The sequence below is a fragment of the Exiguobacterium sp. s95 genome (assembly GCF_018618655.1).
Taxonomy (GTDB): domain Bacteria; phylum Bacillota; class Bacilli; order Exiguobacteriales; family Exiguobacteriaceae; genus Exiguobacterium_A; species Exiguobacterium_A oxidotolerans.
On record NZ_JACSMM010000009.1, the window covers coordinates 46,593 to 59,870 of the forward strand.

General features: G+C 46.6%; 14 protein-coding genes. 12 read left to right on the forward strand and 2 right to left on the reverse strand.

The window, feature by feature from the left end:
- Positions 1-65 precede the first annotated feature (65 nt).
- Positions 66-512, reverse strand: coding sequence for a GNAT family N-acetyltransferase (locus KNP99_RS12840; protein ID WP_088838005.1), 447 nt, complete (start codon positions 510-512; stop codon positions 66-68).
- Between the two features lie 169 nt (positions 513-681).
- On the opposite strand from KNP99_RS12840, the gene rpoE reads away from it, so the two are divergent.
- The 7 genes from rpoE (at position 682) to KNP99_RS12875 (ending at position 7,708) form a co-directional block, all read left to right on the forward strand.
- Entirely contained in the window at positions 682-1,206 is a 525-nt protein-coding gene (gene rpoE, locus KNP99_RS12845) for a DNA-directed RNA polymerase subunit delta (RefSeq protein ID WP_029331815.1), read from the forward strand.
- A 253-nt stretch (positions 1,207-1,459) separates the two neighbouring features.
- Entirely contained in the window at positions 1,460-3,055 is a 1,596-nt protein-coding gene (locus KNP99_RS12850) for a CTP synthase (RefSeq protein ID WP_029331814.1), read from the forward strand.
- Between the two features lie 383 nt (positions 3,056-3,438).
- Entirely contained in the window at positions 3,439-4,149 is a 711-nt protein-coding gene (locus KNP99_RS12855) for a GntR family transcriptional regulator (RefSeq protein WP_088838004.1), read from the forward strand.
- Positions 4,150-4,299: 150 nt separating this feature from the next.
- Positions 4,300-4,647 carry a PTS lactose/cellobiose transporter subunit IIA gene (locus KNP99_RS12860; RefSeq protein ID WP_029331812.1) on the forward strand — a complete coding sequence of 116 codons (348 nt, stop codon included), beginning with the start codon at positions 4,300-4,302 and terminating at the stop codon, positions 4,645-4,647.
- Positions 4,644-4,952 carry a PTS sugar transporter subunit IIB gene (locus KNP99_RS12865; RefSeq protein ID WP_029331810.1) on the forward strand — a complete coding sequence of 103 codons (309 nt, stop codon included), beginning with the start codon at positions 4,644-4,646 and terminating at the stop codon, positions 4,950-4,952. Before KNP99_RS12860 ends, KNP99_RS12865 begins: the two co-directional genes overlap by 4 nt.
- A gap of 14 nt (positions 4,953-4,966) precedes the next feature.
- Positions 4,967-6,373: a glycoside hydrolase family 1 protein gene (locus tag KNP99_RS12870; protein WP_214767805.1), complete on the forward strand. Its 1,407-nt coding sequence runs from the start codon at positions 4,967-4,969 to the stop codon at positions 6,371-6,373.
- Positions 6,374-6,385: 12 nt separating this feature from the next.
- Entirely contained in the window at positions 6,386-7,708 is a 1,323-nt protein-coding gene (locus KNP99_RS12875) for a PTS sugar transporter subunit IIC (RefSeq protein ID WP_088838002.1), read from the forward strand.
- A gap of 197 nt (positions 7,709-7,905) precedes the next feature.
- Here KNP99_RS12875 and KNP99_RS12880 read toward each other — a convergent pair whose 3' ends face one another.
- Positions 7,906-8,415: a DUF2529 family protein gene (locus KNP99_RS12880; RefSeq protein ID WP_088838001.1), complete on the reverse strand. Its 510-nt coding sequence runs from the start codon at positions 8,413-8,415 to the stop codon at positions 7,906-7,908.
- Between the two features lie 94 nt (positions 8,416-8,509).
- Between KNP99_RS12880 and KNP99_RS12885 the strand changes: the two genes are divergently transcribed.
- The 5 genes from KNP99_RS12885 (at position 8,510) to glpX (ending at position 12,960) form a co-directional block, all read left to right on the forward strand.
- Positions 8,510-8,884: a response regulator gene (locus KNP99_RS12885; RefSeq protein ID WP_088838000.1), complete on the forward strand. Its 375-nt coding sequence runs from the start codon at positions 8,510-8,512 to the stop codon at positions 8,882-8,884.
- A 132-nt stretch (positions 8,885-9,016) separates the two neighbouring features.
- Positions 9,017-9,871 carry a class II fructose-1,6-bisphosphate aldolase gene (fba, locus tag KNP99_RS12890; protein WP_088837999.1) on the forward strand — a complete coding sequence of 285 codons (855 nt, stop codon included), beginning with the start codon at positions 9,017-9,019 and terminating at the stop codon, positions 9,869-9,871.
- A 165-nt stretch (positions 9,872-10,036) separates the two neighbouring features.
- Positions 10,037-10,684 (forward strand): fructose-6-phosphate aldolase, encoded by a 648-nt coding sequence (gene fsa / locus KNP99_RS12895; RefSeq protein ID WP_029331801.1) that lies wholly within the window; start codon positions 10,037-10,039, stop codon positions 10,682-10,684.
- Between the two features lie 27 nt (positions 10,685-10,711).
- Positions 10,712-11,962, forward strand: a complete 1,251-nt coding sequence (murA, locus tag KNP99_RS12900) for a UDP-N-acetylglucosamine 1-carboxyvinyltransferase (protein WP_215193304.1) — start codon at positions 10,712-10,714, stop codon at positions 11,960-11,962.
- A 32-nt stretch (positions 11,963-11,994) separates the two neighbouring features.
- Positions 11,995-12,960 (forward strand): class II fructose-bisphosphatase, encoded by a 966-nt coding sequence (gene glpX / locus KNP99_RS12905; protein ID WP_088837997.1) that lies wholly within the window; start codon positions 11,995-11,997, stop codon positions 12,958-12,960.
- The last annotated feature ends 318 nt before the right edge of the window (positions 12,961-13,278 follow it).

Here is a 13,278-nt window from a genome sequence, read left to right on the forward strand (position 1 = left end):
GGAAAAACCGTGTCCCCGATTCAGGGAACACGGTCTTTTCGATTGTTAAAAATAAAAAATGTTTCTTATATCTGTTTCCGATTGTTCGATTTTACTAGTTCGTGGGTGACTTTCTCACCGGATGCAGGTACGAATCCGAGGCGCCGATAAAAACCATCTGCGGCATCAGAGAAGAGTACGAGCCGGTCGTAACTTAAGAAAGCTTCCCGAATCATTTTCTCGAGTAAGCTCGTTCCGACTCCTTTGGACCGTGCTTCAGGTAAAACATAGACGTGGCGAATCCGGCCGGTCGAAGCTTCGTGCGGTTGTTTCGTATAACCACCACAGGCGATGGGTTGCCCCATCGGCGAAAGAACGATGAATAGCGCCTCACCGGTCTCTTGAAAGGTTTCATCGCGACGATTTCGTAACATGTACTCAATAAATTGAAATCCTTCCTGCGAGCTTTTCGCAAGTAAAGGCAACCAATTATAGCTGTCAAAATCGTTTACTCGTTCAACTGTCATCTCCATCGTCAATTCCTCCTTCTTCTCCCTCCATTATTCCTTTTTTAGTGAGGACAGAAACACAAAAATGAAGCAAATTAATCTTTTTTCGAATAGAGACTGGATTTTTAAAAGCCATTTTGCGTATAATGAGAAGTAATGGATTGAACGCAAATGAAAGGAAGTGGCCGTCACAATGAGCCTCAGCCGTTTGAGTAAAGAAAAAATTACTGAACTTTCACTGATTGAATTCGTCAATGAAATGCTTCAAGAAGCTGGCGAACAGCCAATCACTTTCGATGACATCACGAAAGAAATTGAAAAGTATCATTCGTTTACAGGTGAAGAAGACAAGTTCGAGAAACTTGCTCAACTCTATACAGACATGAACATCGACGGAAACTTCGTTAACGTCGGAGCAAACCGTTGGTCACTCCGTGCTTGGTATCCGTTTGATAAATCAGACGAGGATCTCGTCATCGAAGCACGTCAACGTGGTGAACTCGATGAGTTCGAAGAAGAGTTCAACTATGACGCAGAAGAAGATGAATTCGAGACGATCGAAGATGACCTCGATACATTTGCGAAGACAGCGGACTATGATTCAGCTGACGACACAGAAGACGATTCTTTCAAGAAAGTTGCAGCAATCGACGATCTTGAAGATGATTTAGAAGAAGACGATCTCGAAGACTTCGAGGACGATGAAGAAGAAGTATAAACAACCGTACAGCTGCGATTTCGAGTAAGAAATCGTAGTTTTTTCATTGACGGCTGACTAAGGACGAAAGATTTTTATTTGTTAAAAATCTGCTTGACGAAGTTTTCGGAATGACGTAAGTTAGTCATGGGCTTCTTTAAGCAACGTGCTTAATTTCAGCAAAAGTGTCTCCTGCAAATGGGGGCACTTTTGCTTTTTTTATTTTATTAGACCTCTGCTAGATTTTTGGACTTGAGAAGGGAGCATTTTATTCATGACAAAGTATATTTTCGTAACCGGTGGGGTAGTATCTTCGCTTGGAAAAGGAATCACGGCTGCTTCACTCGCACGGTTGCTCAAAAACCGTGGTCTGAACGTCACGATTCAAAAATTTGACCCATACATCAACATCGATCCAGGTACGATGAGCCCATATCAACACGGTGAAGTATTCGTAACGGATGATGGCGCTGAGACCGATCTTGATTTAGGTCACTACGAGCGTTTCATCGACATCAACTTGAGCCAAAACGCAAACGTGACATCCGGTCGCATCTATTCGACAGTTCTCAAAAAAGAGCGTCGCGGTGATTACAACGGTGGAACGGTTCAGGTCATTCCGCACATCACGAATGAAATCAAGGATCGTGTCTTCCGTGCCGGTAAAGAGACAGGCGCAGATGTCGTCATCACGGAGATTGGTGGAACAGTAGGGGATATCGAGTCGCTTCCGTTCATCGAGGCCATTCGCCAAGTCAAGAACGATATCGGAAAAGAAAACGTCATGTATGTTCACTGTACGCTCGTCCCGTATCTTGCAGCAGCAGGTGAATTGAAAACGAAACCGACACAACACAGTGTCAAAGAACTCCGCAGCTACGGAATTCAGCCGGATATTATCGTGCTTCGTTCAGAGCATGCGGTCCCGCAAGAAATGAAAGATAAAATCGCACTCTTCTGTGATACACGTCCGGAAGCCGTCATCGAAGCACAAGATGCATCGACATTATACGAAGTACCGCTCAACTTGCAACGTCAAGGCATGGATCAACTCGTTTGCGATTACTTCAAGTTCGATACACCGTCAGCTGACATGACAGCGTGGAAGCAACTCGTCCATACGGTGACGCATCTTGAGAAGAAAACGAAGATTGCACTCGTCGGAAAATACGTTGAGCTCCGTGACGCGTACATCTCAGTTGCTGAATCGCTCAAACACGCCGGTTTCGCCTTCAATAGTGACATCGACATCGACTGGATCAATGCAGAAGACGTGACGCGTGAAAACGTCGCCGAATTACTTGGTTCAGCAGATGGAATTCTCGTTCCAGGCGGATTCGGAGAACGCGGCATCGAAGGAAAAATCGAAGCGACGCGTTTCGCACGTGAAAACAACGTTCCGTTCTTCGGCATCTGTCTCGGCATGCAGCTTGCAACAGTCGAATTCGCACGTAACGTCTTGAACCTCGAAGGGGCACACTCGGCTGAAATTGACCCGTCGACACCATATCCGATCATCGACTTGCTCCCTGAACAAAAGGACATCGAAGATCTCGGTGGAACGCTTCGTCTCGGTCTGTACCCGTGTAAGCTTGAAGAAGGTTCAAAAGCACGTGCGGCGTATTCGAGCGAGCTTGTCTACGAACGTCACCGTCACCGTTACGAGTTCGGGAACGAGTTCCGTGAGCAGTTCGAAGCGAACGGCATGATTTTCTCGGGTACGAGTCCGGACGGCCGTCTCGTTGAAATCATCGAGATTCCAGAACATAAATGGTTCGTCGCGTGTCAGTTCCACCCGGAATTGATTTCACGTCCAGAACGTCCGCAAGCACTCTTCCATGACTTCATCCGAGCGTCACTTGGAGAATAAGAAGTAGGACGAGCAAATCAACCCCCTGTCTCCAAGCGGAAACAGGGGGTTTTGGCGTGTAGACAAACTCTTATGAAGCGTCAAGAGTCTGCATGAGCTTGCTGTCATGACAAGCTTTCCTGTCTCGACTCGTCTTCAAAACGTCTGCATCACTTGTCTTTCCCTACGATATTGCCTAAAAAGCGTTTTTTTTCGTTTTTGCCGCTGCTAGCGCGAAATCGCATCTTTCCCTGTAGGAGTCACAGGCTACGAATCTATGATTGTGAAGGGGACATATCTCTAAAATTTCAATGATTCCGTAGTTTAAGGACGCTTTTTAAATTTATCTGCTATAATGATAGCGAATTCATTCCTACAAATTTAAGTGGAAGGTGTAGATAGCGATGACCGCCAAGTATAAGCAAGTTGCAGAACAAATCGAGACGGATATCGTAAATCACGTCTATCAACATACAAACAAGTTGCTCACAGAAGACGAATACGCGACAAAATATGGAATCAGCCGTAATACTGTCCGAAAAGCGATTGAGATTCTTGTGAATAAAGGATATGTCTATCAAGTACAAGGGAGTGGGGTGTTCGTTCGGGATCATTACAACAGCGATTATGTGAATCTCGAAAAACTCCAAGGATTGACTAGTGACTTTAGTGGACGGAAAGTCGAGACGCGTGTCCTTGCGTTTGAGCAGACGACAGCAAACGAAGAAGTTGCAGAACGAATGAAGTGTCCGGTCGGAACCCCCGTTTATTACGTCAAGCGTCTTCGTCTGGTCGACGATCATCCTTTTTCAGTCGAGGATTCCTATTTTCGTAAAAGTTTAGTCATTTACCTTGATGAAAACATCATTCAGAAATCAATTTATAACTATTTACGTAATGATCAAAAACTCGCGATTGGCTTTGCTGATCGCGTCATCTATGCTGATTTTTTGAAATTAGATGACGCAGTATTACTCGAGCTGAAAGAAGATGATCCAGCCTTGCTCGTCGACAACACTGTGTATTTAACGAATGGTCAAATCTTTGACGTATCACGTGCTACACATCATTTTCGACATGTCAAAATGCTTAAAGTCTCCAATATTAAATCATGAACGTAGGCGAGAGAGTCATCTCGCTTACGTTTTTTTGTTCACATTTTATTCAATAAGAAAGGGTTTACATAAAATTTAACGCGTGCTATTATCAACTTGTAGAATTTGTACCTATGAATTTTAGTTATCCATACAAAAAGGAGAGATACAATGGTTTCTGAAACGATTGACATTACACCGGAAGATATATTTGGTCTCATCGCCCTCTCGGGAGACGCGAAAGCCAGTTACCACCAGGCAATGCTCCTCATGCAAGAAGGGAAAGTCGCGGAAGCGAATGAAGCGGTCAAGACAGGGGATGCAACATTAAAAGAAGCGCACGGCATCCAAACGAAATTCGTCACGCTTGAAGCGCAAGGGAAAACAGCTACAGTAGGTGTCTTGATGGTACATGCTCAAGATCATTTGATGAATACGATTCTTGTAAAAGAAATGCTCGGATACATGATGAATATGCAAAACGAAATCAACCAACTGAAGGGAATGGATCAAAAATGATGAAAATCGGACTTTTCTGTGCAGCAGGTATGTCAACAAGTATGTTAGTGGAAAAAATGAAAGCGGTTGCTACTGAACGTGGTCTTGAAACGGAAATCGCAGCGTACCCGGAATCGGAAATGGAAACGTATGTGGATACAATCGATGTTGCGCTCCTTGGACCACAAGTCAAATATTTACTTGCGAAAGGTAAACAAATCTGTGAACCAAAAGGTGTTCCGATTGATGTCATCAATACGGTTGACTACGGCATGATGAACGGAACAAAAGTACTGGACCATGCGATCAAACTCGCAAATAAATAAACGGGGTGACGACTTTGAAAATGCCTAAAAATTTCTTGTTTGGTGCTGCTTCTGCCTCTTATCAAGTCGAAGGTGCATGGAACGAGGACGGGAAGGGTGTCTCGAACTGGGATGTCTTCTCGAAAATTCCAGGAAAGACATTTGAAAATACAAACGGTGATGTCGCGATTGATCACTATCACCGTTACAAAGAAGATATCGGACTGATGGCTGAAATGGGACTCGAGTCATATCGTTTCTCCATCTCTTGGCCACGCATCTTCCCGAATGGCACGGGGGAAGTGAATGAAAAGGGATTAGAGTTTTACAACAACGTCATCGACGAGTGCTTAAAACACAACATTGTACCATTCGTGACGCTATACCACTGGGATCTTCCGCAAGTACTTGAAGAACGAGGCGGCTGGCGGAGTCAGGAGACGGTCGCTGCGTTCGTCCGTTTTGCCGAGACTTGTTTTGAGGCTTTTGGGGATCGCGTCCGCAACTGGATCACCTTTAACGAGACGGTCATCTTTTGTTCGCTCGGCTACTTGTCAGGTGCACACCCACCAGGAATCGAAGGAGATGCAAAGGCGTATTTCCAAACGACGCATAACGTCTTCGTCGCACATGCGCGCACGATCGAAAGCTTTAAGCAGGCGGGTTATGAAGGTGAGATTGGCATCACACATGTGTTTAATCCAGCGTTCAGCATCGATAATGAGGCGGATAATAAGTTTGCTGAGATGCATGCGAATGAATTTTCGACACACTGGTTCTATGATCCAATTTTAAAAGGAACATATCCGGAATATGTCGTCAAACAATTGGACCAACAAAATCTTCTTCCTGACTGGACGGAAGAGGAGCTCGACTTGCTCAAACGGACAGCTCCGATGAATGATTTCATTGGTCTTAATTATTATTGCCCGCAACGTGTCATGAAAAATGATACAGCACTCGTCATGGCAGGCGGACGTGAAAATTCGACAGGTCGCCCTGGGAATCCGTCGTTCGATGGTGTTTACAAGACGGTCTTGATGGATGATAAAGTGTATACGAAGTGGGGCTGGGAAATTGCACCGGATGCTTTCCTCGAAGGAATGCGGATGCTAAAAGCCCGTTATGGCGATATCAAAATCTACATCACAGAGAACGGACTTGGTGACGTCGATCCAATCGTCGGCGAAGAAATCAAAGATACACCACGAATCGAATACATTGAAGGTCATTTACGTGCGGTGAAGCATGCCGTTCAAGAAGGGATCAACGTCTCGGGTTACTATGCGTGGTCGGTCATTGATCTTCTGAGCTGGCTGAACGGCTATAAAAAACAGTACGGCTTCATCTATGTCGATCATGTAAATGGTCTTGCTCGTAAAAAGAAACAGTCGTTCCATTGGTATCAAGAAATCATCGCCACGCGCGCTGCAGACCTATAAGGAGGTTTCCGAATGAGCCGTCTAGAAACCGCATTCGAAAAAGTCACACCAGCTTTTGCTCGTTTTGCGAATGCAAAACCTGTTCTCGCTATTAAAGATGGATTTATTTTGACAATGCCGATGACTATCATCGGATCACTTTTCCTACTGATTTTGGCACTTCCGATTCCGGGGTGGGCAAATTTCATGTCAGGGTTATTTGGGGCAGATTGGACGTTACCGCTGACGCAGGTCGTTGGAGCGACATTCGACATCCTCGCTTTGATTGGTGTATTCGGGATTGCCTATTCCTACGTCAAAAATGAAAAGATTGAGGGGGTGCCGGCTGGTATCCTTGCAATTATCTCGTTTTTAATCATTACTCAAGCTTCAGTCCTTTCGGAATCAGGAGAAGTCGTAAACGGGGTCGTGCCAAAAGTTTGGACAGGCGGACAAGGGGTCATGGCAGCGATTCTTGTTGGATTAGTTGTCGGGTTCGTTTATTCGCAGTTCATCAAGCGTGGAATCAGTATCAAAATGCCGGATGGCGTCCCACCAGGTGTGGCCAATTCGTTTTCAGCGCTCGTACCGGGATTAGCTGTCATCACACTGTCAGTTGTGACGTTTGCGGTATTCCAGGCGTTCGCTGATCGGACGTTCACGGAAGTCATTTATGACGTGCTTCAAGCACCGATTCAAAACTTAACAGATACGCTTGCCGGAGCAGTGCTCATCATGGTCTTGATGTCTGTTATGTGGTGGTGCGGCATTCATGGTGCGGCAATCATCATGGGGATTATGGGACCATTGTTGACAGCAAATGCATTGCAGAACCAAGCGCTCATCGACTCGGGGAAAGAACTTGTCGTCGGAGAGAATGCAAAGATCGTTACGATTCAGTTTCTTGATGTATTTACGAAACTTGGAGGTACTGGAATTACGATTGGTTTCATCATCGCCACGCTTATGGTTGCGCGTTCAGCTCACTTGAAGCAGCTCGGTAAATTGTCACTTGCACCGAGTCTGTTTAACATCAATGAGCCAGTCATCTTTGGGATGCCGATCGTCTTCAATCCGGTCATGTTTATCCCGTTCGTCATTGTTCCGGCGATTGCATCATTCATGGTCTATTTCACGATTTTGTGGGGATGGGTCGAACCGTTTAATGCCTTGCAAGTTCCGTGGACGACTCCGCCAATCATCTCAGGGTTCTTGATAGGAGGATGGCGGGCAGCACTCTTACAGATTGCGACGATCGCTATGTCCGTTGCGATTTACTTGCCTTTCGTTCGAATGCAGGATCAAATCTCATATGGAGAAGAAGTCAAAGCACAGGAAGATCAAGCTTCGGCATAAAACCGTGCTCATAGAAAAACCGATCGATTCCTCTTTTGAAACAATAGGGGAGTCGGTCGGTTTTAATTGTTTTGTATGGAACCATGTATTTTGTGCGCCACCCATCGAAAGAGGACGACATGAAAGAGTGATACTCGGTTAAATTTTTGCAAAGATCGTATCTAGGATTCAGCAGTCATTATTATAGAAGAAAAGCGTCAAGCCCACTCTTCCGTCATCTCTTGCAGTTGCGTCAAGATATGTGTCAGCAAAAAGGCTCCGAGGGCAAGACTTGGCAACCCGTGACGCGAGCCGTCTTCAGCCGGGAGCAACCCTTTATTGAATTTTAAGGCGAGTGGTGCGATGGAGCGCTCGAGCGTCTCTGTTACATCTCCAAGCGTGACAATTGCATACGGTGTATGCCACGAGTCATAGCGGGCGAGTGATGCTTGGAAGTCGGGGCGTTCCGTATCCGGTGTAAATATGAGAATCCGGTCGACGGCATGGAGTGTTTTATGATTTTTAATCTGTGAGACACGTTTCATTTGGTCCGGACCTTCGGACAACATCGGATAAAGACCTTCGAATTCGCCGTAAGCATCAACATAAACGGTACCCTCTCCGACGAGCGCTTGAGCCAGCAAACGGACGACATCGAACAATTCGTCCTCTTGTTTGACGAGACTTTGAAGCTTTCCGTTGAATTGAGTCGCTAAAATTTTCATCATGGGTGAACATCCTCTCTAAATTTCTATCACAGACAGTATATAGCAAGTTTTACTTTAATGTAGAATGGAAATAACTAGAGGGGGAGTGTGAAGGATGAAAGGGAGACTACTCATCGCGGAAGATGAGCCGGGCATACGGAATTTATTGGCACAGTTATTCAAGGCGCAAGGGTACATCACGGATTTAGCGGTCGATGGAATCGAGACGATTGAACGATTACGCGAAGCGGATTACGATCTGCTGCTGATGGACGTCAACATGCCTGGGAAAACAGGGATTGAAGTGTTGCGTCATCAAGACCAAATCGGACGTCCGATCCGGACGATTTTAATGACGGCGCTCAGTGAAAAAGAAGCGATGGAAGAAGCGAAACGACTCGGTGTCGTCGCCTTCTTCGGAAAGCCGTTTGATATCTTTGAACTGAAAAAAGAAGTGACTGTGCAGATTTCGAGCGATGTAAGCGGTTAATCCTTCACGTCGTCGTCACAAACCTGAAAACAGAGCGAAATGCTGTACGTTCAAGCGAATCAGTATGTTATAATCAGTCTGAAATTACACGATTCCGTGTAAGCAGCGATCAAAACAGAGGAGGATGTCATTATGCCATTAGTATCTATGACAGACATGTTAAACAAAGCGCTCGAAGGTAAGTATGCAGTAGGTCAATTCAACATCAACAACCTCGAGTGGACACAAGCGATTCTCGGTGCGGCTCAAGAAGAGCAGTCACCAGTTATCCTTGGTGTATCTGAAGGTGCAGCACGTCACATGGGCGGATTCTACACGGTTGTTAAAATGGTAGAAGGTCTCGTTCACGACATGAAAGTAACAGTTCCTGTTGCGATTCACCTCGACCACGGTTCAAGCATTGAAAAATGTAAAGAAGCGATCGACGCTGGATTTACATCTGTAATGATCGATGATTCACACAGCCCAATCGACACAAACATCGAAACAACTAAAGCAGTTGTTGAGTATGCACATGCTAAAGGTGTTTCTGTTGAAGCAGAAGTTGGAACTGTCGGTGGACAAGAAGACGACGTCATCGGTGACGTTATGTACGCGAAACTTGACGAGTGCGTTCGCATCGTTAAAGAAACAGGAATCGACACGCTCGCTCCAGCACTCGGTTCTGTACACGGTCCTTACAAAGGTGAACCAAACCTTGGTTTCGCTGAAATGGAAGAAATCCGTAACGCAACAGACCTTCCACTCGTTCTTCACGGTGGTACAGGAATCCCGACACACGATATCGAAAAAGCGATTTCGCTCGGTACTTCTAAAATCAACGTCAACACAGAGAACCAAATCTCATTCGCGAAAGTCGTTCGTGAAGTATTGGCTGAGAAACCAGAAGCATATGACCCACGCGTATTCATCGCACCAGGTCGCGAAGCAATCAAACAAACAGTCATCGGTAAGATGCGTGAGTTTGGTTCAAGCAACAAAGCATAATTTTTATCCTTTAAAATGCGGTAGACTCCGGTCTATCGCATTTTTTTTCATCTAGAAAGCAAACTGTTTTTGGAAAACGTTAGGACTTCGAGCGAAAAAAATTTATAATGGAACAGTAAGCGATTTCAAGGGAATACTTTAAGGGATGAAAGGGGAAGGATTAAAATGAGATTTTTTATCGACACAGCGAACGTAGAGGATATTAAAAAAGCACATAAAATGGGGATTTTAGATGGGGTTACAACAAATCCATCACTCGTCGCAAAAGAAGGCGTCGACTTCCATACACGTCTCCGTGAGATTTGTGAAATCGTCGGGGATGTATCCGTCAGTGCGGAAGTCATCGCACTCGATGCAGAAGGAATGATTCGTGAAGGGAAGGAACTCGCACAAATCGCACCGAACATTACGGTAAAGGTTCCGATGACACCTGCTGGTCTTGAAGCAGTTGCAGCATTGTCAAAAGAAAAAATTACGACGAACGTGACATTGATTTTCAATCCGAACCAGGCACTTCTCGCAGCACGTGCTGGAGCGACATACGTTTCGCCGTTCCTCGGGCGTCTCGATGACATCGGGCAAGATGGAATGGGACTCGTCGAAACGATTGCGCAAATCTTCGTTGTCCATGATATTCCGACACAAATCATTGCAGCATCGATTCGTAATCCGATTCATGTCACGAATGCAGCACTTGCAGGTGCAGATATCGCGACGATTCCGTTCAACGTCATTGAGTCGTTGACACACCACCCATTGACGACTCAAGGAATCGAGAAGTTTCTCGCGGACTGGGAAAAAGCCCAGCAATAATAGATGGTGAAGAAAGGTTGATGGATAGTGGACATTTTGTATATCGTAGGGCAACAACGCCTTGAAGGAACGGTCTTGATCAGCGGTTCGAAACAAAGTGCGATTCCATGCCTCGCGGCCGCACTCTTGACGGATCAGCAAGTCGTACTTGAGGGTGTGCCGGACATTGGCGACGTTACGACGATGATCCAAATCATGGAGACGCTTGGAGCCGTCGTGACACGTCAAGGCGATATGGTGACGATTGACCCGAGTCAAGTCGAACCAATGCCTTTGACGGGAGCGGAGACACGGAAATTACGTGGATCAATCTACCTCATGAGCATTCTTGCAGCGCGATTTAAACAGGGGGTCGTCGGTTTACCCGGTGGCTATGCCATCGGTCCTCGACCGATTGATTTACACATTAAAGCACTCGAGCGTCTCGGTGTTTCGATGCGAAACGAACAAGGTGTTTACTACATGCGTGTCGAAGAGTTGAAGGGTAACCGCATCTATCTTGATTTACCTTCCTTCGGTGCGACAATCAGTGCGTTACTCGTCGCCGTCATGGCTGAAGGAACGACAGTGATTGAAAATGCCGCCTATGATCCGGAAGTAATCGATGTCAGTACGATGCTTACGAACATGGGAGCGAGCGTCAAAGGTGCAGGGACCGATGAAATTCGCATCAAAGGGATTAAATCGCTTCAAGGCTGTCGTCATACACTGATTCCTGACCGGATGGAGGCGGGAACGTTTCTGACGATGGGCGCCGTCCTTGGACGCGTCACGGTCGACAACGTCATTCCGTTACATCTTGAAAGCATCATTCAAAAGCTCGAACGGTTCGGTGCGAAGGTTGAAGTCGCAGACGATGCAGTCACGGCTTCAATCGGGGAAATGAAACCGGTCGATATCAGGGTTTTCCATTACGGTGGGTTTCCGAGTGACATGCAACCAATCATCTCAGCGGCGCTTTTGCAAGCGAAGGGTGCGAGCATCGTTGTTGATAAGCTGTACCCCCAACGTTTCCGTCACGTCCAAGAAATGCGTCGCCTGAGTGCACGGATTACGCATGAAGATGCTGCTTCCATCATCATCCGCGGTGGTGAAACGTTGTTTGGGGCAGAACTCGAGGCGAAAGATCCGCGTGGCGCGGCAGCACTCGTTCTAAGTGGAATGCTCGCTTCAGGCGAAACGTTGTTGCATCATGCTGAACTCATCGATCAAAGTTATGAACGGTTCGATGAAAAGTTAAAAGGGCTCGGGGCCCTCGTATGGCGCGAAACGGTCTGACCGATTTTTAGCAAAAGAGAGGGGACATACACATGGAAAGAAGTCTATCAATGGAACTTGTACGCGTAACAGAGGCGGCGGCACTTGCCTCTGCCCGCTGGATGGGGAAAGGTTTGAAGAATGAGGCAGATGACGCGGCGACGAGCGCAATGCGTGATGTCTTCGATACGATCCCGATGAAGGGAACGGTCGTCATTGGCGAAGGTGAGATGGATGAAGCACCGATGCTCTACATTGGAGAAAAGCTTGGAAATGGATATGGCCCACGACTCGATGTTGCCGTCGACCCGCTTGAAGGAACGAACATCGTCGCAAAAGGAACATGGGGTGCGCTTGCCGTACTCGCTGTTGCAGATGCCGGCGATTTGCTCCATGCACCGGACATGTATATGGATAAAATTGCTGTCGGTCCGGAAGCGGCAGGTCACGTCAGCTTAGATGCGACGATTGAAGAAAACATCGCCGCTGTCGCGAAAGCTAAAAATAAAGACATCGAAGACGTCGTCGTCTCGATTCTTGATCGTGAACGTCATGAAGAAGTCATTCAACGGATTCGGGCAACGGGAGCACGGATTCGCTTGATTGGTGACGGTGATGTCGCAGCGGCAATCAATACCGCATTCCCGCATACAGGGATTGATTTACTGCTCGGTTCAGGCGGAGCGCCTGAAGGTGTGCTTGCAGCCGTTGCGCTCAAATGTCTCGGCGGTGAACTCCAAGGCCGTCTGCTTCCTGCAGACGAGGCGGAAGTCGCACGCTGTAAAAAGATGGGGATTGAAGATCCGTCAAGAATCCTCATGATGGACGATCTTGTTTCAGGAGATGACTGTATCTTTGCTGCAACGGGCGTAACGGACAGTGAGCTGATGAAAGGTGTTCAGTTCTCCGGACAAGGTGGACAAACGCACTCTGTCGTCATGCGCGCAAAATCAGGAACCGTTCGTTTCGTCGAAGGACATCACTCGTTCAAAAAGAAACCGAAGCTCGTCATCAAGTAATGCATGAAACTGAGCAAAACAAAGAAAGACCTTTCCGATTTTTTCGGAAAGGTCTTTCGGACTGTAGACAAAGTGCTATCAGGAAAAAAAAGCGTCTTTATTTGTTGCTTTCCTCGGGCGAGGCGCAAGCCGTTGCTCCTTGGTCCTTACGGACAACGAGCAGGGTCTTGCCTGCCTCTGAAAGTGCGTTAAAAACGCACTTTTTCCCGTAGGAGTCAACGAAACATGACGCTTTTTAGCTAATACCGTGACCAAAAAGCCGGACATGGAGACGTTTTAGAGCGCAATCCGTTTCGAATCGCTTAGAACCGCGAAAAG

Coding starts and splice junctions, on each gene's coding strand:
- fba (WP_088837999.1), top strand. CDS start 9,017: ATGCCATTAGTATCTATGACAGACATGTTAAACAAAGCGCTCGAAGGT.
- KNP99_RS12840 (WP_088838005.1), bottom strand. CDS start 512: ATGGAGATGACAGTTGAACGAGTAAACGATTTTGACAGCTATAATTGG.
- rpoE (WP_029331815.1), top strand. CDS start 682: ATGAGCCTCAGCCGTTTGAGTAAAGAAAAAATTACTGAACTTTCACTG.
- glpX (WP_088837997.1), top strand. CDS start 11,995: ATGGAAAGAAGTCTATCAATGGAACTTGTACGCGTAACAGAGGCGGCG.
- KNP99_RS12885 (WP_088838000.1), top strand. CDS start 8,510: ATGAAAGGGAGACTACTCATCGCGGAAGATGAGCCGGGCATACGGAAT.
- KNP99_RS12865 (WP_029331810.1), top strand. CDS start 4,644: ATGATGAAAATCGGACTTTTCTGTGCAGCAGGTATGTCAACAAGTATG.
- fsa (WP_029331801.1), top strand. CDS start 10,037: ATGAGATTTTTTATCGACACAGCGAACGTAGAGGATATTAAAAAAGCA.
- KNP99_RS12875 (WP_088838002.1), top strand. CDS start 6,386: ATGAGCCGTCTAGAAACCGCATTCGAAAAAGTCACACCAGCTTTTGCT.
- KNP99_RS12880 (WP_088838001.1), bottom strand. CDS start 8,415: ATGATGAAAATTTTAGCGACTCAATTCAACGGAAAGCTTCAAAGTCTC.
- KNP99_RS12850 (WP_029331814.1), top strand. CDS start 1,460: ATGACAAAGTATATTTTCGTAACCGGTGGGGTAGTATCTTCGCTTGGA.
- KNP99_RS12860 (WP_029331812.1), top strand. CDS start 4,300: ATGGTTTCTGAAACGATTGACATTACACCGGAAGATATATTTGGTCTC.
- KNP99_RS12855 (WP_088838004.1), top strand. CDS start 3,439: ATGACCGCCAAGTATAAGCAAGTTGCAGAACAAATCGAGACGGATATC.